General features: G+C 56.7%; 20 protein-coding genes and 1 pseudogene. 10 read left to right on the forward strand and 11 right to left on the reverse strand.

The window, feature by feature from the left end:
• Positions 1–41 precede the first annotated feature (41 nt).
• Positions 42–506 carry an outer membrane lipoprotein gene (locus tag ACREYP_RS12950; RefSeq protein ID WP_008456437.1) on the forward strand — a complete coding sequence of 155 codons (465 nt, stop codon included), beginning with the start codon at positions 42–44 and terminating at the stop codon, positions 504–506.
• A gap of 47 nt (positions 507–553) precedes the next feature.
• On the opposite strand, the gene ACREYP_RS12955 is transcribed toward ACREYP_RS12950, so the two are convergent.
• From ACREYP_RS12955 to slyA, 8 genes and pseudogenes are all read right to left on the reverse strand, one after another.
• Entirely contained in the window at positions 554–1,447 is an 894-nt protein-coding gene (locus ACREYP_RS12955; RefSeq protein ID WP_166994139.1) for a transporter substrate-binding domain-containing protein, read from the reverse strand.
• A gap of 1 nt (position 1,448) precedes the next feature.
• Entirely contained in the window at positions 1,449–2,222 is a 774-nt protein-coding gene (locus tag ACREYP_RS12960) for an amino acid ABC transporter ATP-binding protein (RefSeq protein WP_008456441.1), read from the reverse strand.
• Positions 2,206–3,132 carry an amino acid ABC transporter permease gene (locus tag ACREYP_RS12965; RefSeq protein ID WP_498532125.1) on the reverse strand — a complete coding sequence of 309 codons (927 nt, stop codon included), beginning with the start codon at positions 3,130–3,132 and terminating at the stop codon, positions 2,206–2,208. The genes ACREYP_RS12960 and ACREYP_RS12965 overlap by 17 nt, the downstream gene beginning before the upstream one ends.
• A 9-nt stretch (positions 3,133–3,141) precedes the next feature.
• Positions 3,142–3,651: a GNAT family N-acetyltransferase gene (locus ACREYP_RS12970; RefSeq protein ID WP_166874724.1), complete on the reverse strand. Its 510-nt coding sequence runs from the start codon at positions 3,649–3,651 to the stop codon at positions 3,142–3,144.
• A 10-nt stretch (positions 3,652–3,661) separates the two neighbouring features.
• Positions 3,662–5,928, reverse strand: a pseudogene (locus tag ACREYP_RS12975) (NtaA/DmoA family FMN-dependent monooxygenase).
• 47 nt (positions 5,929–5,975) lie between these two features.
• Positions 5,976–7,097 carry an amidohydrolase gene (locus ACREYP_RS12980; protein WP_336817662.1) on the reverse strand — a complete coding sequence of 374 codons (1,122 nt, stop codon included), beginning with the start codon at positions 7,095–7,097 and terminating at the stop codon, positions 5,976–5,978.
• The gene (locus ACREYP_RS12985) at positions 7,094–8,095 is read right to left on the reverse strand and encodes an MsnO8 family LLM class oxidoreductase (protein WP_166994127.1); all 1,002 of its coding nucleotides are present in this window, start codon (positions 8,093–8,095) and stop codon (positions 7,094–7,096) included. Before ACREYP_RS12985 ends, ACREYP_RS12980 begins: the two co-directional genes overlap by 4 nt.
• A gap of 219 nt (positions 8,096–8,314) precedes the next feature.
• Positions 8,315–8,761, reverse strand: a complete 447-nt coding sequence (gene slyA, locus ACREYP_RS12990; RefSeq protein ID WP_034808293.1) for a transcriptional regulator SlyA — start codon at positions 8,759–8,761, stop codon at positions 8,315–8,317.
• 176 nt (positions 8,762–8,937) lie between these two features.
• Between slyA and ACREYP_RS12995 the strand changes: the two genes are divergently transcribed.
• The 3 genes from ACREYP_RS12995 to ACREYP_RS13005 are packed head-to-tail and all read left to right on the forward strand — an operon-like array spanning position 8,938 to position 12,057.
• Positions 8,938–9,174, forward strand: a complete 237-nt coding sequence (locus tag ACREYP_RS12995) for a DUF1656 domain-containing protein (RefSeq protein ID WP_008456455.1) — start codon at positions 8,938–8,940, stop codon at positions 9,172–9,174.
• 4 nt (positions 9,175–9,178) lie between these two features.
• Positions 9,179–10,036 carry an efflux RND transporter periplasmic adaptor subunit gene (locus tag ACREYP_RS13000; RefSeq protein ID WP_166874735.1) on the forward strand — a complete coding sequence of 286 codons (858 nt, stop codon included), beginning with the start codon at positions 9,179–9,181 and terminating at the stop codon, positions 10,034–10,036.
• Positions 10,036–12,057: an FUSC family protein gene (locus ACREYP_RS13005; RefSeq protein WP_336817664.1), complete on the forward strand. Its 2,022-nt coding sequence runs from the start codon at positions 10,036–10,038 to the stop codon at positions 12,055–12,057. The genes ACREYP_RS13000 and ACREYP_RS13005 overlap by 1 nt, the downstream gene beginning before the upstream one ends.
• 3 nt (positions 12,058–12,060) lie before the next feature.
• Here the strand turns inward: ACREYP_RS13005 and ACREYP_RS13010 are convergent, their stop codons facing one another.
• Positions 12,061–12,957: an aldo/keto reductase gene (locus tag ACREYP_RS13010; RefSeq protein ID WP_008456461.1), complete on the reverse strand. Its 897-nt coding sequence runs from the start codon at positions 12,955–12,957 to the stop codon at positions 12,061–12,063.
• A gap of 57 nt (positions 12,958–13,014) precedes the next feature.
• Positions 13,015–13,254: a DUF1289 domain-containing protein gene (locus tag ACREYP_RS13015; protein WP_008456463.1), complete on the reverse strand. Its 240-nt coding sequence runs from the start codon at positions 13,252–13,254 to the stop codon at positions 13,015–13,017.
• Positions 13,255–13,421: 167 nt separating this feature from the next.
• Between ACREYP_RS13015 and eptA the strand changes: the two genes are divergently transcribed.
• The 5 genes from eptA to rnt all read left to right on the forward strand — a co-directional run bounded on the left by eptA (position 13,422) and on the right by rnt (position 18,303).
• Complete coding sequence (gene eptA / locus ACREYP_RS13020) at positions 13,422–15,050, forward strand: lipid A phosphoethanolamine transferase (RefSeq protein WP_498880902.1); 1,629 nt, start codon at positions 13,422–13,424, stop codon at positions 15,048–15,050.
• Between the two features lie 71 nt (positions 15,051–15,121).
• The gene (locus tag ACREYP_RS13025) at positions 15,122–15,721 is read left to right on the forward strand and encodes a TetR/AcrR family transcriptional regulator (protein ID WP_008456467.1); all 600 of its coding nucleotides are present in this window, start codon (positions 15,122–15,124) and stop codon (positions 15,719–15,721) included.
• Positions 15,722–15,774: 53 nt separating this feature from the next.
• The gene (locus tag ACREYP_RS13030; RefSeq protein ID WP_336817668.1) at positions 15,775–16,872 is read left to right on the forward strand and encodes an alkene reductase; all 1,098 of its coding nucleotides are present in this window, start codon (positions 15,775–15,777) and stop codon (positions 16,870–16,872) included.
• Positions 16,873–16,960: 88 nt separating this feature from the next.
• Positions 16,961–17,368, forward strand: a complete 408-nt coding sequence (gloA, locus tag ACREYP_RS13035) for a lactoylglutathione lyase (RefSeq protein WP_039292495.1) — start codon at positions 16,961–16,963, stop codon at positions 17,366–17,368.
• Between the two features lie 275 nt (positions 17,369–17,643).
• Positions 17,644–18,303 (forward strand): ribonuclease T, encoded by a 660-nt coding sequence (rnt, locus tag ACREYP_RS13040; RefSeq protein WP_498880903.1) that lies wholly within the window; start codon positions 17,644–17,646, stop codon positions 18,301–18,303.
• 41 nt (positions 18,304–18,344) lie between these two features.
• Here rnt and ACREYP_RS13045 read toward each other — a convergent pair whose 3' ends face one another.
• Entirely contained in the window at positions 18,345–18,689 is a 345-nt protein-coding gene (locus ACREYP_RS13045; protein WP_008456474.1) for a Grx4 family monothiol glutaredoxin, read from the reverse strand.
• A gap of 362 nt (positions 18,690–19,051) precedes the next feature.
• On the opposite strand from ACREYP_RS13045, the gene ACREYP_RS13050 reads away from it, so the two are divergent.
• Positions 19,052–19,897, forward strand: coding sequence for a C40 family peptidase (locus ACREYP_RS13050; protein ID WP_336817669.1), 846 nt, complete (start codon positions 19,052–19,054; stop codon positions 19,895–19,897).
• Positions 19,898–19,997 lie beyond the last annotated feature (100 nt).

Raw genomic sequence — 19,997 nt, forward strand, 5'->3', positions numbered from 1 at the left:
GGATGCTCACCGAGCGTTGATGGTTCACAGGAGAGGTACAAATGATTTCACGTATTTTGGCAGTTTCACTGGTTGCTTTCACCCTTGCTGGCTGCGCCAACGAAGGGCTGTCCGGCGATGTGTACAACGCGTCTGAAGCTAAACAGGTAAGAACCGTGACCTACGGGACCATTACCCACGTTCGCGCGGTGACCATCAAAGGCAGCGACAGCAATAGCACTATCGGGGCTATCGGCGGTGCGGTACTGGGTGGCCTGTTGGGTAACACCGTCGGCGGCGGCACCGGACGTACTCTGGCCACCGCAGGCGGCGCCGTAGCCGGTGGCCTGGCGGGTGATGCCGTCGGCGGCGCAATGGGCAACAGCAAAGGCGTTGAGCTGGAAATCCGTAAAGATGACGGCCAGACCATCATCGCCGTGCAGAAACAGGGTGACACCCGTTACTCCGTTGGCCAGCGTGTAGCCATCTCCGGCAGCGGCAACAACATCACCGTTGCTCCTCGCTAAGACAACATCGCCAAATGAATTAAGGCCCGCATAGCGGGCCTTTTCTGTTAGTAAGTAATGCCGGGCGGATTCACCTCCGACTGGGCAACTTCTTCCCCCTGCTCCCCCCACCGCGCAAGCACCTGCTGATACTCTCCCCGCTGAATAGCGCCATCCAGCGCCGCCTGCAGCGCGTACACCAGCCCGTTGCCCTTTTTCGTTGTCGTCGCCACATAGGCCTTTTTCGGCCCCAGCCCAACCACACGCGTAGTGCCGGTTAACGCGGCTTTATAGGCGGTGATTGACTGCGGCCCAAAGAACACGTCGGCCCGGCCAGACTGAATATAAAGGTTGGCGGAGGCATCGTCGGTCACATACACAGGCAAGGCGGGCTCGCGCCCGGCACCTTCGTTTTCTGCATTCCAGCCTAGCAAAATACGCTCCTGATTTGTGCCTGACCCGACGATAACCTTCCGCCCGGCGAGATCTTCTGCCTTAGCGATAGACTGAATCGGGCTGCTGGCCTTCACCGCAAAAGAGAGCGAGTCCACGCGATAGGTGGCAAAATCAAATTTCTCTTTCCGCTGCTCCGTCACGGCAATGTTTACCAGCGCCACATCATAGCGCCCGGAGGTGATGCCCAGCGGCCAGTCTTCCCACGCGGTCGGCACCAGCTTCAGTTTCAGGCCAAGGCTACCGGCCAGCAGGCGGGCTATGTCCGGGTCGCTGCCTATGCGCGTGCGGTTATCGCTGGCCAGCAGCGCCAGCGGCGGAGAGTTAAGCGCGGAGATCGCCACCGTTAATGTACCTGGCTCGACAAACCTGTAGCCTGCGGGGATTTTGGCAATCGCCTTTTCATCCCGCGCCACGCTCAAAGGCTTTTCATTGGCAACAAGGTCAATATTCGTCTGCGCAGACAAAGCGGAAAAAGAGATCAACAGCGCGATAAAGCCATATTTCATCTCACAGCACCTTCGATAAAAATTGACGGGTGCGGGGATGCTGCGGGCGATTTAATACTTCGTCGCTGCTTCCCTGCTCGACAATTTTGCCGTCGACCATAAACACCACCTGATCGGCCACTTCCCGTGCAAAGCCGATTTCATGCGTGACGACTACAAGCGTCGTGCCCGAACTGGCCAGTCTTTTAATTACGTCCAGCACTTCGCCGACCAGCTCAGGGTCAAGCGCTGACGTTGGCTCATCAAACAGCATCACCCTTGGGCTCAGTGCCAGCGCGCGGGCAATGGCAATACGCTGCTGCTGCCCGCCGGATAAATGCCGCGACCAGGCATCGGCTTTATTGCGCAGCCCGACGATGTCCAGCAGATCATACGCACGCTCAATCGCCTCTTTGCGGCTCAGCTGTTTATGAGCCACCGGTGCTTCAATCAGGTTTTCCAGCACCGTCATGTGGGGAAACAGATTGAAGTTCTGAAAGACATAGCCCACGTTGGCCCGCTGGCGCAGGATCTCCTTTTCTTTCAGCTCGTACAGTTTGTCCCCTTTCAGACGGTAACCAATGTAATCGCCGTCAATCTGGATGTAGCCTTCGTCCACCCGCTCAAGGTGGTTGATGGTGCGCAACAGCGTAGATTTACCGGATCCGGATGGCCCGAGGATTACCGTCACCGTGCCAGGCGGGATCTCAAGCGAAACATCATCCAGCGCCTTATGGCGACCGAAATATTTGCTGACGCCGGTAATGGAAATATGGCCGTTATGAGAGGTTGGCATGGACCGGCTCCTGGGCAACGGGGGCTGTGGACGGCGCAGCGCTGCGGGCGGTGCGCGTTTGATTGATGGCGGAGCGGCGTTCGCTGCGGGCCAGCGAGCGTTCAACCAGGTACTGAATCACCGACAGTACGCTGGTGATCACCAGATACCAGACGGCCGCCACCATCAGCAGCGGGATCACCTGCTGCGTGCGGTTGTAGATCATCTGAATGGTGTAAAACAGCTCCGGCATCGCCAGCACGTAAACCATCGCCGTGCCTTTAGCGAGGCTGATGATTTCGTTGAACCCGGCGGGCAGGATCGTGCGCAGCGCCTGCGGCAAAATAATCCGCACGGTACGCCGCCACGCGGGCAAACCTAACGCTGCGGCGGCTTCGTATTGCCCGTGATCCACCCCCAGAAAACCACCTCTAACAATCTCTGCGGTGTAGGCGCTTTGCACCAGCGTCAGCCCCACTACTGCCGTCGAAAACTGCCCCAGCACGTTAATCGTGTCGTAGCTGCCCCAGACGATGCTGGTGAAAGGCACCCCAATCGACAGCGTGTCGTACAGGTAGGAGAAGTTGTAGAGCACGATCAGCACGACAATCAGCGGCAGGGAGCGAAACAGCCAGATGTAACTCCAGGCCAGGCTGCTCAACAGCCAGGAAGAAGAGAGCCTTGCCAGCGCGAGTAAGCCCCCGAGCACCACGCTCAGCGCCGTGCCCAGCAGCGTTAACAACAGAGTTTGCCCTAACCCCTCCAGAATGACCGGATCAAAAAACCAGTGGGCAAAAACGCCCCATTCCCAGCGAGGGTTAAACGCGACGGATTGCACCACTACCGCGAGCACAAACAGCGCAACCACCGCCCCCACGGTTCGCAGCGGGTAACGCGCGGGCACCACTTTAATGGTTTCAGACGTTTTCATCGTCACTCCTCAGGCCGTTTTACTCAGGCTTTCCAGCGCTAAGATTTTGGTGAACCGTAGCCGCCCGTCGTAGGGCGGCAGGCTGAACGTTTCGGGGTCAACCTCCAGGCTGAACTGCGGATCGTAGCCCTCGCTCAGATAAAGCCTGACGGCCTCCGGTTGACGAAAGCCAGTGGTGAGATAGATGCGGCTGTAGCCAGCCTGAAGGGCCAGTCTCTCCAGTTCGCGAACCACTCGTCCGGCCAGGCCCTGCTTGCGCAGAGTACTTTTCGTCCAGATACGTTTGATCTCGGCGGTTTGCTGGTCGTAGGGCTTGTAGGCCCCGGTGGCAATAATTTCACCCTCGCGCTCCAGCACGATAAAAATGCCCTGCGGCGGCAGATACCATTCGGTCAGCTCCACTTCGGCATCACGGGAGAAAAAATCCCCGTAGCGAGCGGCGTACTCGCCAAACAGGCCGCTAATGATTGGCTGTAGCTCCGGCGCTTCCGGGGACAAAACGCGAAAATATTCGCTCATATACGCCTCCTCAATCGCCTAAACCGGCAGGGTTAACTTCCGAGGCAGAAATACGCTCCACGCCTTCACCCCAGCGCTTTAAAACTTTGTCGTAGTCGCCCTGTTGAATCGCGCCGTTGAGCGCCGCCTGCACCGGTTCCACCAGGCCACTGCCTTTTTTCAGCGTCACCGCAATGTGTGCCGCTTTTGGCCAGCCGCCGTCCACGCTGCCCACCAGCTTTGTTTTACCGGTCAGCGCCGCTTTCCATGCCCCGGTGACATTAGGCCCAAACCAGGCATCGGCTCGCCCGGACTGCAGCGCCAGCGTGAGCGCGGCATCGTCTTTGGTGTACACCGGCGTAAACGGCTTCAGCCCTTTTTTCTCGTTTTCCGCATTCCACGCCAGCAGGATCGCTTCTTGATTGGTGCCGGACCCAACGACGATGCGCAACCCGGCGATATCTTCCGCGTGGGTGAGCGATTTAATCGGGCTGCTGGACTTCACATAAAAGCCCAGCGAGTCTTTGCGGTAGGTGGCAAAATCGAACTTCTCTTTGCGATCTTTGGTGACGGTAATATTGCTGATCGCGGCATCATATTTCCCGGAAGCTACGCCGAGCGGCCAGTCCTCCCAGGAGGTCGGGACCACGTTCAGCTCTAGTCCCAGGCTGTCGGCAACCAGGCGGGCAATGTCGACTTCGCTGCCTAGCAGGGTTTTATTGTCATCAGAAAAAACCGTCAGCGGCGGCGAATTGAGCGCCGCCACTGCCACGGTAAATTTACCGGGAACGGCAAATCGATAATCTTTAGGCAACTGCGCGATGGCCTGCGGATTTTTAGCGGTATTGATCGGCGCTTTGTTGGCTTCCAGGCTGACGCCAGTGCCGTTGATGGTCACGTCGTTCGCCCAGGTAAGCGGCGTCCACGCCAGCGCAATCGCCAGCAGCAGGGATGTTTTTTGCATAGTTTTTCTCTTTATTTGTTTTATTTGCCGTAGCGATTTTCGGGTTGCGCAAGGTCAAAGCTTTCGCGCAGCGTGATGCCGGGGTATTCGGTGCGGAACAGGCCACGAGCCTGAAGGACCGGCACAACCTGATCCACAAAACGCGGGAAGGTGTCCGGGGTGCCGCCCTGGATGATGAATCCGTCTGCCGCTCGCTCGTCAAACCACTGTTGCAGGCCGTCCGCCACCTGTTCCGGCGAACCGGAAAAACGCGGCCTTGGGCTGGCGGCTTCAAGCGCGACCTGGCGCAGGGTTAACCCGCGCTCCCGGGCGTTGCGTTTGATCTCATCGGTGGTGCTGCGGAAGCTGTTCTGGCCCAAATCGCCGATATCGGGAAAAGGCTCGTCCAGCGGGTACTGGCTAAAGTCATGGTGTTCGAAATAACGGCCCAGGTAATTCAGGGCATCGCTGATGGAGACCAGCGCGGCGGTGGTTTGGTACTGCCGTTCAGCGTCTTCGGCATCCGTGCCAACGATGACGCTCACGCCCTGGAAGATGTGCAGCGAGTCAGCCTCACGGCCTTGCCCTTCCAGCTGGTTTTTCACATCCCGGTAAAAGGCTTTTGCCTCATCGAGCGATTCATGGTGAGTAAAAATGGCATCGGCATGTTTTGCCGCCAGCTTTTTGCCGTCTTCCGAGGCGCCGGCCTGGAACAAAATTGGCCTGCCCTGCGGCGTGCGGCCAATGTTCAGCGGCCCCGCGACCTGGAAGAAATCCCCCTGATGATCGAGCGCGTGCAGCTTTTCAGGGGCGAAGAACTGCCCGCTTTCTTTATTGCGCACAAAAGCATCTTCTTCCCATGAATCCCAGAGCCCTTTTACGACGTCCAGGTATTCATCGGCGATGCGATAGCGCAGCGCGTGTTCAGGATGCTGGGTTCTGGAGAAGTTTTTAGCCGATCCTTCCAGCGGAGACGTGACCACGTTCCAGCCGGCGCGGCCGTTGCTCAGATGATCGAGACTCGCAAACTGGCGCGCCGTGGTAAAAGGGTCGCTATACGACGTCGACAATGTTCCCACCAGGCCCAAATGCTTCGTCACGCTCGCCAGGGCAGATAATACCGTCAGCGGCTCAAAGCGATTTAAAAAGTGCGGGATAGATTTTTCGTTAATATAAAGTCCGTCGGCCACAAAGATAAAATCCAGCTTCCCCTCTTCCGCCTTGAATGCCGTTTGTTTGACGAACTCAAAATTGATACTGGCATCGGCTACCGCAGCAGGATGGCGCCAGGCCGACATATTTCCCGACGCGCCATGTAATATCGTACCCAGTCTTAATTGTCGTGTTGCAGACATGCCTTATCCTTATGCGGAACGTTAAAATCCGCCGTCGCTGATTAGAGTTAAAGTTGTTGTAGCGCCGATTGGGCTAACCGGGCGAAATAACGGGCTGCGGGTTCAATCAGTCTTTCATCGGGATCGAAGGCCGGATGATGAAGCCCATAGCGGCTGTCGCTGCCGATGCTGACAAACGCGCCGGGAATATGCTGGAGATAAACCGCAAAATCTTCACCGCCCAGATGCAGATCTGCATGATGCGTGGCGTAACCTTCCGCGGCGGCAACTTCACTGGCAAAGGCTGCCCAGCGCTCATCGTTAACCAGCGCGTCAGGCCCCAAATGCCAGGTGACGTCGATTTCCGCCCCAAAGGCGCTGGCAAGACCGGCCGCAATCTCAATCACGCGAGCTTTAACCGCCTCTCGCACGCTGGCGCTGTGGGTGCGCAGCGTACCTTCCAGCTCAACGCTTTCCGGCAGCACGTTCCAGGTGTTACCGCCCGCAATACGGGTAATGCTCAATACGGCTGAATCCAGCGTGTTGACCTCCCGGCTGGTGATACTTTGCAGCAGGGTAACTAATTGGCTGGCAAGCAATATCGCGTCTTTGCCTTCATGCGGGCGCGCCGCATGCGCGCCTTTGCCCCGCACCTGAATGACCAGCCTGTCAACGTTGGCATAGAACGGGCCGCCGCGTGTGGCAAACGCCCCGACAGGCAGGCCTGGCTCATTGTGCATGCCAAAAATGGCGGAGATCCCCTCCAGCACGCCGGCCTTAACCAGCGTGCTGGCCCCACCAAAACGCTCCTCTGCGGGCTGAAACAGAATGCGAACCCGGCCGTTAAGCTGCGTTTCGTTCTGCTTAAGCAACAGCGCCGCGCCCAGCATCACGCTGCTGTGAACGTCATGCCCGCAGGCGTGCATTACCCCTGGATTCTGCGAACTAAAGGCCACGCCGCTGGCTTCTTCAATGGGCAGTGCGTCGATATCGGCCCGCAGCGCAATAGCGTTCTCGCCTTCGCCAATTTCCGCCACTACGCCGGTGTGTAGCGAATACGGCAGCAGGCGGATACCCGCGCTTTGCAGCCAGTCGCGGATGCGCGAGGTGGTTGCCACTTCTTCAAGGGATAATTCCGGGAACCGGTGCAGCTCGCGACGCCAGTCGATCAGTTGCTGAGCAAACGTCATACAGCCACCTCCGCAGCCGCATGGGCCTCGGCCAGCAGCTGCAGCGAAGCCAGACGTTCTGCTCCTTCTGCCACCGGCGTATCAATAATAAATTCATCAATGCCGTACTCTTCGTGCAGCGCCTGCAGCGCTTCCCGCACCGCTTCAGGCGTGCCTTTGAACAGCGAAGGTTCACGGCGCGTCAGGCTTCGCAGCGTGCTGCCGGACTGGCGGGCAAAGCTGTGGGCCTGCTCTTCGCTTGCCACGCTCACGCGCTGGCCGTTTTCAAGCTCCACGCCCCAGATTTCCACCTGTCGGGCAAGCTCTTCCGCGCGGCCTGCATCCCGTGCCACGATAGCCTGTACGGCCACCAGCACGTCGCGGCGGCTGTTCTTTTTCCAGTCAGTCACTACGTCGCGCAGCAGCGTTTTATCGCCGTTTAAATGGGCGGCAAAAACAAAGTTCCAGTCCAGGCTGGCCGCCAGCCTGGCGCTTTGCAGGCTGGCGCCTAATAAAAAACCTTCCGGGCGCTGGGCCGGTAGCGGCGTGGCGCGAACGCTTTCGTCCGTCGCGGGTTCACGTCGCGAGAGCCAGTCGTCGAGCTGCGTGAGCTGTTCATCAAAGCTGCCTTTTATCGACGGCGATTGCCCGTGCTGCAGCGCCTGCGTCGAAAGCGGCAAGCCCCCCGGCGCTTTACCGACGCCGAGATCGATGCGGCCAGGCGCAAGGGACGACAGCAGATTGAAGTTTTCGGCCACTTTGTAAGGGCTGTAATGCTGAAGCATCACGCCGCCGGAGCCCACGCGAATGCGGCGAGTCTGCCCGGCAATCCAGGCAATCAACACTTCCGGCGAAGGGCTGGCAAGCTGGGGCGTGTTGTGGTGCTCGGCCAGCCAAAAGCGGTGATAGCCCCAGGTCTCTGCCTGCTGCGCGAGATGCAGCGTACGGGCCAGGGCATCCGTCGCGCTGTCGTTGGGCGCAAGCGGGCTTTTATCCAGGATACTGATGCGATAAGACATAATGCAGGCTCATTGTTAAAAACATGCCTGCATTATTAAAAGCGGGAGACGGCGGTGAGAAACAATTAATTTACATTTAGACTTCTGAAATAGAGATAAACAAACTCACACGCCTGCTCAACTCTTTGCTACCGGGCGAATATTTTTGCGGGTAACGGACAGTCAGGTAAAAAAAAGCCCCGCTGGATAAGCAGCGAGGCTTGGGTTCAACCAGGGAGATTAATCCCGGGCCTGCAGTTCAATAATATTTTGCTCAAGCCGATTAATCAGGCTGCTTAACAGCGCCTGCTCTTCGCGAGTAATACCCGACAGGATTTCTCCCCGCGTTTCGTTTATTACGCCTTCCATCTTTTCAATGATAGGCGCGGCCTGCTCGGTCAATTTAATCCGTTTTGCCCGGCGGTCGTTTGCACAGGTTTTGCGTGAGATTAACCCTTTCTCTTCGAGTTGATCGAGCGTACGAACCAGTGATGGCTGCTCAATGCCGATCGCTTTAGCCAACTGAATCTGTGACTGATCTGGCGGCAGCTGATGAATATTATGCAGCGTTACCCAGTGTGTCTGTGTCAATTCCAGAGGTTTCAGGCGATGGTCAATCAGAGCACGCCAGATGCGTACCAGGCGGGCCAGATCCGAACCTAATGGCGATGGCGATTCCAATTTCATCTCCTTATAATTAGCTTGCTAACTTATTATACTGATTTTAGACTATTGTGCAGGCATTAATTGTTAAAAACAAATCCCTTACTTTCACTGAAGTTATGCAACCAGCTATACTTTTATTCTACATCTAAGTGAGGGGAAACGGCAGCCACCCCCGTTTTTTAAAGGATTATCACTACGTGAGTCTCACTTTTAGCCCGTCCGGTTTCCCGCTTCAGGATCTTGTGGTCGGGGCATCGGTCTACTTCCCTCCGCTGTTTAAGGCCGTGTTTGTCGGCTTTTTTATCTGGCTGATCGTCCACCGTTTGCTGCGCGACTGGATTTATTCCGGCGAAATCTGGCATCCCACGTTAATGGACTTATCCCTTTTCGCGCTGTCCGTCAGCGCCGGCATGGCTCTTTTGGTGATGTGGTAACGCAATGAATATCAAAACAATAAAATATTTTTCCACCCTCATCGTTTTTGCCGCCGCGCTGCTGGCGGGCTGGCTGTTATGGAACTATTACATGCAGTCGCCCTGGACGCGGGACGGCAAAGTGCGCGCCGAACAGGTGAGCATCACGCCGCAGGTGTCCGGCACCATCGTGACCCTGAACGTGAAAGACAACCAGTTTGTGAGTAAAGGCACTCCGTTGTTCACCCTCGACGCCACGCCTTACCACATTGCGGTGCTAAACGCCGAGGCGCAGCTGGCGAAGGCCCAGTCCGATCTGGCCAAAGCCAGCAACGAGGCGAACCGCCGCCAGAATCTGCCGCGCAACTATATTTCTGCCGAAGACATGGACACCGCCAACATTAACGTTAAAGCGATGCAGGCGGCAGTGAAAGTCGCCCAGGCCACGCTGGAGCAGGCGCAGTGGCAGCTTTCGCAAACCACAGTCACTGCCCCGGTAGACGGCTGGGTCACCAACCTGACCTCCCGCGTCGGGAACTACGCCAGCGAAGGCAAGCCGGTCTTCGCGCTGGTGGACAGCCACTCGTTTTACGTGGTGGGCTATTTCGAAGAGACCAAGCTGCGCCGCATTCAGCCGGGTAATGCCGTGCAGATCGTGCTGTACAACGGCAACCAAAAGCTGAGCGGCAAAGTAGAAAGTATTGGCCGCGCGATCTACGACCAAAGCATCGAAAGCGACAGCGACCTGGTCCCGGACATTAAGCCGAACGTGCCGTGGGTTCGCCTTGCGCAGCGCGTGCCGGTGCGCATTAGCCTGGATGCCATTCCTGATGGCGTGACGCTGGTGTCAGGCACCACCTGCACCGTTAGCGTTCAGCCCTGATGAATCTCAGTTTTCTGGCGTGGCATAACACGCCGTGGGGAAAAGCCACCGGCGGGCAATGGCGCTATGCGCTGCGTAACGCCATTGCCATGGGCATGGCGCTGGCCATTGCCTACGGCCTGAATCTGGATGAGCCTTATTGGGCGATGACCTCCGCCGCCGTGGTGAGCTTTCCCACCGTTGGCGGCGTGATAAGCAAAAGTCTGGGGCGGATTGCAGGCAGTTTTATCGGCGCGGCAGCCTCGTTAATGATTGCCGGCAACGCGCTGAACGATCCCTGGCTGTTCACCTTCGCCATGGCAAGCTGGCTGGCGCTTTGTACCTGGGCCTCCAGCCATTTTCAAAATAACGTAGCCTACGCCTTCATGCTCGCCGGGTACACTGCCGCCATTATTGCCTTCCCGATGATCGATACCGTGGAATCAACGGAGCTGTGGGATATCGCCCAGGCCCGCGTGTGCGAGGTGGTGGTCGGGATATTGTGCGGCGGCTTTATGATGATGGTGCTGCCCAGCACCTCGGACGGCAGCGCTCTGGTTAGCGCCCTGAAAAACATGCACGCCCGGCTACTCGAACACGCCAGCCTGCTCTGGCAGCCGGAAACCACCGACGCCATTCGCACTGCGCATGAAGGGATTATCGGCCAGATCCTGACCATGAATCTGCTGCGTATTCAGGCTTTCTGGAGCCACTATCGCTTCCGCCGCCAGAACAACCTGCTGAACTACCTGCTTCACCAGCAATTGCGCCTGACCAGCGTGATATCCAGCCTGCGTCGGATGCTGCTCAACTGGCCGGAGGCACCCGCCAATATCTGGTCGGTGCTGGACAGCCTGCTGCGGGAGCTGGCCAAGCCCAACGCCGATAAATACACCGTTGCCCGGCTGCTGCAACACATCGCCCCTCATTCTCAGGACGATTATCGCCATCAGGCATTCTGGCACCGCCTGCGCTATTTCTGCTGGCTCTATCTCAACAGCAGCCGCTGGCTAAGAGAGCTGGAAAACGCCACGCCGGTGTCGGTGATTACGCCGCCCGAAGCCCCGCCGCTGGCGCGCCATACCGACAATGCCGAAGCGCTGTGGAGTGCCGTGCGCACTTTTGCAACGATCGTCCTGACCGGCGCCTGGTGTATCGGTACCCAGTGGGAGTCCGGCGGCGGCGCGCTGTCCCTCGCCGCCATTAGCTGTGTGCTCTACTCTTCGGTCGCCTCGCCGCTCGGCTCGCTCACGCTGCTGATGCGGACCCTGCTTTGGCTGTCGCTGTTCAGTTTCCTGGTGAAATTTGGCCTGATGATTCAGGTCACCCAGCTGTGGCAGTTCCTTATTTTCCTGCTGCCGCTGCTGCTCACCATGCAGTTACTGAAACTCCAGCAGGCAAAGCGCGCCGCGCTTTGGGGGCAGCTCATTGTCTTTATGGGATCGTTTCTGTCGGTCAGCAATCCGCCGGTGTACGACTTTGCCGGGTTTATGAATGACAACCTCGCCAAAGTCCTCGGCGTGGGCATTTCATGGCTGGCTTTTTCGGTACTGCGCCCCAGCTCCGACACCCGCAGGAGCCGCCGCCATATCCGGGCGCTGCGGCGCGGGTTTATCGACCAGCTCAGCCGCAAACCGCAGCACAGCGAGAGCCAGTTTGAATCGCTGGTGTACCACCACATCAGCCAGCTTAGCAGTAGCAAAGAAGAGGCGGCCCGCCGCTGGCTTCTGCGCTGGGGCGTGGTGCTGCTCAACTGCTCGCACGTAGTCTGGCAGCTGCGCGGCTGGGAAACACGCTCCGACCCGCTGTCGATGGTCAGGGACGTTTGCCTGCACACCCTGCGGGATGTGATGAGTGAACGGGGTGTACTGCAAAGGCCGCTGGCGGAATCACTGAAAGAACTGCAAAGAATGTGCAACACGCTGTCGCATCATCACGATCCGGCGGCGCGGGAACTGGCGGGCATTATCTGGCGGCTTTACTGCTCGCTGTCACAGCTGGAACAGGCACCGCCTGCCGGAACCCTGGCAGGCGGTCAGTAACAATCAAGGCACGTCGTAGCCGAGCGCGGCCTTACGAATGCGGAACCACTGCTGGCGAGTCATCTCCAGAGACAACGAGTGAATGGCAGAGCGCACACGTTCGATTTTACCAGACCCGATGATCGGCAGCGGGGAAGATGGCAGGCGCATCACCCAGGCATAAACCACCTGTTCGATGGTGTCGGCCCCAAGTTCTTCCGCCACTTTCTGCAGTTCGGCGCGCAGCGGCTGGAATTCATCGTCGTTAAACAGACGGCCGCCCCCAAGGCAGGACCACGCCATCGGACGAATGCGCAGCTGCTGGAGCTGGTCGAGCGTGCCGTCCAGCAGCAACGGCTGGTGCACCGGTGAAAGCTCAACCTGGTTTGTTGCCAGGGTGAACGGCAGGCGAGACTGCAGCAAGGAGAACTGCGCCGGGGTAAAGTTAGACACGCCGAAATGGCGCACCTTGCCGCTGTGATGCAGCGCGGTGAAGGCTTCCGCCACTTCGTCGGCGTCCATCAGCGGGTCCGGGCGGTGGATCAGCAGCAAATCCAGATAGTCGGTGGCCAGTTTTTTCAGCGAGCTTTCTGCACTGCTGATGATGTAATCGCGATCGGTAATGTAGTGGCCAAGAGCATTTTCTGGCTTCGCGGTGGTGGCGATACCGCACTTGGTGACAATCTCCATTTTACCGCGCAGATGTGGCACCAGACGCATCGCTTCGCCAAAGGCCGCTTCACAAGCGTACCCGCCGTAAATATCGGCGTGATCCGCCGTGGTGATCCCCATCTCAACGTGCTCTTCAATAAAGCTCGCCAGCTCGCGCGGGGACATGTTCCATTCCATCAAACGCCAGTAGCCCATCACCAGGCGTGAAAACTCCGGGCCCTGCGGGGCAATCGTAATACGCTGTACCATAAAAAAATCACCTCAAAAAAGGAAAAAATCTTCCCCGAGTATAACGGCGGTGAATGATTAAAACAGTGAGGGCTGCTCAGGTTCTTCAGGAGAATTTGGCTTGTTTGCTCGTAACTTGCGCAATAAGCGCTGGCGGCAGAGGCGCAGCACGTCCTGCTTTTGGGCGTCGCTCATTTGCTGCCACTGGAAACGCTCGTCCCGGCTGCGCATACAGCCACGGCAAAAGCCGCGTTCATCCGACTGGCAGATCCCGCGGCAGGGGCTTTGAATGGGGAAGAACTCTAGCTGCTCAGACACTAACCCGCCTCATTAACGACTTTGCATCAATTGAAGCCTGAGTCTGCCCCGGATGCAAGCGGGGCGGCTAAAAAATCGCCTCTCGACTGAAAGCGGCTGAAAATTAAGGTTCAACTAATCTTCTCTCTCCAGGATAGCGCATATTCAGTTTTGTATTCACGGCTTATATGAATCTTTTAAAAAAGTTACAGTGTAACGATGCGCAGTTTAACCTGTGCTGCGCATTTTTCTTTACGCTGATCAATTCTCTTTTTATCCACCGCAGCTGGCAGCTAATTGCGCCGGACTCGCTCCATAGCTGGCTGTTTGCCGCTTCGGTGCCGGTGGTACTGTTCTGCGGCTGGCTAATGATTTTCAGCGTGGTGAACCTGCCCTGGCTACGCAAACCCGTGCTGGTGCTGCTGGTCATCGGCTGCGCTGCCAGCAACTATTTTGTGTTCACCTACGGCGCCGTCATTGATAAAAACATGATGGTCAACGTGTTTGAAACAGATTCCCAGGAAGCCACCGCGCTGGTTACGCCGCAGCTGGTCAGCTGGCTGGCCTTGCTGGGTATTATCCCCGCCCTGTTGCTTTCCCTGGTGAAGGTTCAGCCGGCGCGCTGGTGGCATACCGTGCTGACTCGCCTGGTCGGCATTCTCGCCGGACTGCTGGTGATAATCCTCATCGCCGCCGTGTTTTACAAAGACTACGCTTCGCTGTTCCGGAACAATAAAAGCGTGGTGAAAATGGTCACGCCCGCAAACTACATCAGTGCCATTAGCCGCTACAGCAAAGAACGCTGGTTTGCCGGGGATCAGACGCTGATTAAAATTGGCGAAGACGCGCAAAGAGGCCCGCTGATTAAACAGCAGCCGAAGAAAACGCTGGTGGTGTTGGTCGTCGGTGAAGCCTCAAGAGCCGAGAACTATTCGCTGGGCGGCTATGAGCGTGAGACCAATCCTCAGCTCAAAAAACAGGGCGTGATTTACTTCCAGAATGCCTCGTCCTGCGGGACGGAAACCGCGGTTTCTGTGCCCTGTATGTTCTCAGTGATGCCGCGTAAAACCTACGATGCGGATCTCGCCCGGCACCAGGAAGGCCTGCTGGACGTATTAGCCCACGGCGGCGTGAACGTGCTGTGGCGGGATAACGACGGCGGCTGCAAAGGCGCCTGCGACCGTGTTCCGCATACGGATATGACCCAGTGGAAGCTGGACGTTTACTGCAAAGACGGCGCCTGCTTTGACGATGTGCTGCTCCACCGCCTGGACAATGTTCTCGACGGCCTGCAGCGGGATACCGTCCTGGTGCTGCATCTGATGGGCAGCCACGGGCCGGCTTATTACCAGCGCTATCCGGCCAGCTTCCGCCGCTTCACCCCCACCTGCGACAGTAATCAAATTCAGGACTGTGACCGCCAGGCGCTGATTAACACCTACGACAATACTATCCTGCACACCGACGACGTGCTGAGCCGCACTATCGACATGCTGAAACAGCATCAGGATAAACTGAATACGGCGCTGGTTTACCTGGCCGATCACGGGGAATCTCTCGGGGAAAGCGGTATTTACCTGCACGGTACGCCGTATATGCTCGCGCCTTCGCAGCAGACACATATCCCGCTGCTGTTCTGGCTGTCACAGGATTACCAGCGAAGCTTTGCGCTGGACAGCGAGTGCCTGGCCAATAAGGCCGCCAGCGACGCCGTGTCCCAGGACAATTTGTTCTCAACCCTGCTCGGTATGATGAATATTCATACCTTGGTTTATCAAAAAGATACGGATATTCTTGCCGACTGCCGCAGGCGCTAATGGGATGGTAGTCACAAAAAAGTGGCCGCCGCCTATTGCATTAGACTGACTGGTCTACTACATTTGAGCGCATGAATCGACATCCTGAACACGACACTCGCGAACATCTCCTCGCCATTGGCGAGCGGCTGTGCCTTGCCCGGGGCTTTACCGGCATGGGGTTAAGCGAATTGTTGCGCACCGCAGAAGTGCCCAAAGGCTCTTTCTACCACTACTTCCGCTCAAAAGAAGCGTTTGGCGTGGCAATGCTGGAGCGCTATTATCAGGCTTCTAATCTGCGCGTGGCGGAACACTTTTCGCACGGCGAAGGCAATTATCGCCAGCGCCTGCTGAAGTGGTACCAGGATATGCTGAGCTACTTCTGCCAGAGCGGAAACCTGAGTAACTGTCTGATAGTGAAACTTTCAGCAGAAGTCTGTGATCTTTCGGAAGATATGCGCGGCGCGCTGAATAACGGCGGCTCACAGCTAATCTCTCTGCTTGCTGATGCCCTGGAGAAAGGCCGCAGCGAAAAAAGCCTGCGCTTTGAAGGCGAAGCGCTCGAGCAGGCCATGGTGCTGTACTCGCTGTGGGTAGGCGCCAGCCTGCAGGCAAAAATATCCCGCAGCGCGCTGCCGCTGGAAAGCGCGCTGGCACACGTAAGAATCCTATTGGCAGAACCTGTCGCCTGACAGGTTTTTTATTTACTGAATTACTAGACGACCGGTCTACTTGAGGAAACACCATGTCAGCAGATAAACTGTTTACGCCGCTCAAAGTTGGCGCTATTACCGTACCAAACCGTATCTTTATGGCTCCGCTGACGCGCCTGCGCAGTATTGAGCCAGGCGATATCCCAACCCCGCTGATGGGCGAATATTACCGCCAGCGCGCCAGCGCCGGGCTTATCATCAGCGAAGCAACCCAGATGTCCGCCCAGGCTAAAGGCTACGCCGGCGCTCCGGGCCTGCACAGCGAAGAGCAAATCGCCGCGTGGAAAAAAATTACCGCTGGCGTGCACGCTGAAAAAGGCCACATGGCGGTGCAGCTGTGGCACACCGGCCGTATTTCCCACTTTACCCTCCAGCCAGGCCAGCAGGCTCCGGTCGCGCCTTCCGCGCTGAGTGCCGGGACCCGTACCTCCCTGCGTGACGAAAACGGCAACGCCGTTCGCGAAGATACTTCCATGCCTCGCGCGCTGGAACTGAACGAAATTCCGGGCATCGTGGATGACTTCCGCCAGGCAATTGGCAATGCACGTGACGCCGGTTTTGACCTGGTTGAGCTGCACTCTGCCCACGGCTATCTGCTGCACCAGTTCCTGTCTCCTTCTTCTAACCACCGTACCGACGAATATGGCGGCAGCCGCGAGAACCGCGCTCGCCTGGTGCTGGAAGTGGTTGATGCCGGGATCAAAGAATGGGGTGCCGACCGCATCGGGATCCGCGTATCACCGATTGGCTCCTTCCAGAACGTGGACAACGGCCCGGATGAAGAGGCTGACGCGCTGTACCTGATTGAAGAGCTGGGCAAACGCGGCATTGCTTATCTGCATATGTCCGAGCCGGACTGGGCCGGTGGCGAACCGTACACCGAGGCATTCCGTGCCAAAGTCCGTGAGCGTTTTAGCGGTGTGATCGTTGGCGCTGGCGCCTATACCCCGGAGAAAGCGGAAGATCTGATCGGCAAAGGCCTGATCGACGCCGTCGCGTTTGGCCGTTCGTTCATTGCCAACCCGGACCTGGTCGCTCGTCTGCACAAAAATGCCGAGCTGAACCCACAGCGCCCAGAGTCCTTCTATGGCGGCGGCGCGGAAGGCTACACCGACTACCCAACGCTGTAACTCCGCAGTACCTTTCATTGATAGCGGCGCGCAAACGCCGCTATACTCAACGACTCCAGAAATAACTGTCTCATTCGACGAGGATTTTATGCGTCTACTTCATACCATGCTGCGCGTTGGCGACCTGCAACGCTCCATCGAGTTTTATACCAAAGTGCTGGGCATGAAACTGCTGCGTACCAGCGAAAACACCGAGTACAAATACTCTCTCGCGTTTGTCGGCTATGGCGATGAAAGCGACACGGCGGTTATCGAACTGACCTATAACTGGGGCGTGGACAGCTATGAGCTGGGCACCGCTTACGGCCACATCGCGCTGAGCGTGGATAACGCCGCAGACGCCTGCGAACGCATTCGCAATAACGGCGGCAACGTGACCCGTGAAGCCGGCCCGGTAAAAGGCGGCACCACCGTTATCGCTTTTGTTGAAGATCCGGACGGTTACAAAATCGAGCTGATCGAAGAGAAGCACGCGGGCAAAGGCCTGGGTAACTGATTTTCAGGCGATTAGCGTCAAACAAGGGGCGTGTTGTGCGCCCTGATGGTTACTAACTAAAGAGGGAAAAAGCGTGTTTTTTCCCTCTTTGTGGTTAACAGATGAAAATCAATGAATTGATTTTTCTGGTTTATTTCATAATGACTTCGGGCCGCCTCTCCTATTATTGGGGAGTTATCCATACCCTGAAGGCGCACGTTGTGCGGCCTTTACTGCAACACTCCCCGAAATTTGCCATAATGCGCGCTGCATTTTCCCCGTATTAAGAGAAGCTGATGTCAGACAACACGCAATTGCATGGCCTGTGCGACCGTTTTCGTGGTTTTTATCCGGTAGTTATCGACGTTGAAACCGCAGGTTTTAACGCTAAAACCGATGCGTTACTGGAAATCGCCGCCGTTACCCTGAAGATGGATGAAGACGGCTGGTTATCCCCCGACGAAACGCTGCACTTCCATGTCGATCCGTTTGAGGGCGCGAACCTGCAGCCTGAAGCCCTGGCGTTCAACGGTATTGACCCGCATAATCCCCTGCGTGGTGCCGTCAGCGAATACGATGCCCTGCACGCGATTTTCAAAACCGTGCGAAAAGGCATTAAAGACAGCGGCTGCAGCCGGGCGATTATGGTGGCGCACAACGCCACGTTCGACCACAGCTTTATGATGGTGGCGGCAGAGCGAGCCTCTTTGAAACGCAACCCGTTCCACCCGTTTGTGACGTTTGATACCGCGGCCCTGAGCGGCCTGGTGCTGGGGCAAACAGTGCTGGCCAAAGCCTGCATCGCCGCAGGCCAGAAGTTTGACAGCTCGCAGGCCCACTCCGCCCTGTACGACACCGAGCAAACCGCCCTGCTGTTCTGCGAAATCGTCAACCGCTGGAAGCGCCTCGGCGGCTGGCCGCTGCCGCTGGCCGACGAACCGGAATCTGAAGCATAAAAAAAGCGACCTGAGGGTCGCTTTTTTACTGGCTGGCGAAATTATTCTGCGCCTGGCTCTTCAGATTTATGCTTCTCTGCGGTCTCTTTAATCAGCGCCTGCAGTTCGCCGCGCTGGTACATCTCGATGATGATGTCGCAGCCGCCGACCAGCTCACCGTCCACCCACAGCTGCGGGAACGTTGGCCAGTTAGCGTATTTTGGCAGCTCAGCACGAATGTCCGGGTTCTGCAGAATATCCACATAGGCGAAACGCTCGCCGCAGGCGGACAGCGCCTGAACGGCCTGAGCGGAGAAGCCGCAGCTCGGCAGCTTCGGGGAACCTTTCATATAGAGAAGAATCGGGTTCTCAGCGATCTGGCGTTGAATTTTTTCAATAGTGCTCATTGTCATGCTTCCTCAAACCTTGATACGGCAATAGCCTGCCATTGTAGCCAGTTGCGCCCCGGGCAGAAAACACCATTTTTATCAGGGTTTCTCTTTCCCCCGCCTGGCGCGCAAACATACCTTAAGAATAACACTTTTACAGCGCGCGAAAATGAGCAATTTGCTTCATTCAAGATCAATTAAACAGCGGATAACACCCTGGAATGGCTAATTTTTTAGCTATAGCTTCCACTTTTGACCGTTAAATAGTATTTGCCTATTAACATTATCGGCTTTTATGCATTAGAATCGTCGGGTTTCGCAAAAATCATACGCAGGCATGATGGTTAGCATCGTGTCTTCATTTATCAGGGGATTGACGAGTGGCGCGGATAAATAAAATCTCTATCACGCTATGTGCTCTGCTATTTGCTTTGCCCTATACACCTTTGGCGCAGGCGTCCGAGCACGCCCGCCATCCTGTTGCACAAAAAGGCCATCCGGCCAAGACAACAACCAGTAAAAGCAACAAGGGCAAAGAAAAAGCAAAACCGAAGGTCAGCACAGCCTCCACAAAGAAGTCCGGTAAAAAAACAACCTCACCGGCGAAAGCCAAAGTGGCAAAACACACCACCTCAGGCAAAAGCAGCACCCTCGCTAAAACTAGCAGCAAAAAAACCTCGCAGAAATTAGCCCTACAGCCAGCCTCAGCCTCCGTTGCGTACACTGAAAAATGCACTCATCGTAAAGGGCATAAAAAGCAGTGCGTTAAGGTGAAGTCGGAAAAAAATCTGACCATAGCGCAGGCGCATAAAGTGCGCGTGCAGAAAGCGCAAAAAACGGCCATGAACAAGCTGATGGGGCAAATTGGAAAACCGTATCGCTGGGGAGGTACTTCCCCACGCACAGGTTTCGACTGCAGCGGGCTGATTTATTACGCTTATAAAGATCTGGTGAATATCCGTATTCCACGCACCGCCAACGAAATGTATCACCTGCGCGATGCCTCCTCCGTTGACCGCGGCGAACTGGAAAGCGGTGACCTGGTGTTCTTCCGTACCCAGGGCCGTGGCACCGCCGATCACGTTGGCGTCTACGTTGGCAACGGGAAGTTTATTCAGTCCCCGCGCAGCGGCCGCGATATTCAGATCACCTCCCTGAGCGAAGATTACTGGCAGCGCCATTACGTGGGCGCCCGCCGGGTCATGACGCCAAAAACTATTCGTTAATCTTATCGCGCCCTTTCGGGCTAATCAGACTGATTAAAATATTAACAGCCCGGCACGGGCTGTTTTATTTTGTTGTTTCATTGCGCTTTTTTGCACTCTC

It is taken from the genome of Enterobacter sp. TMH.L2, assembly GCF_050847315.1.
In the GTDB taxonomy this organism is placed as follows: Bacteria; Pseudomonadota; Gammaproteobacteria; order Enterobacterales; family Enterobacteriaceae; genus Cedecea.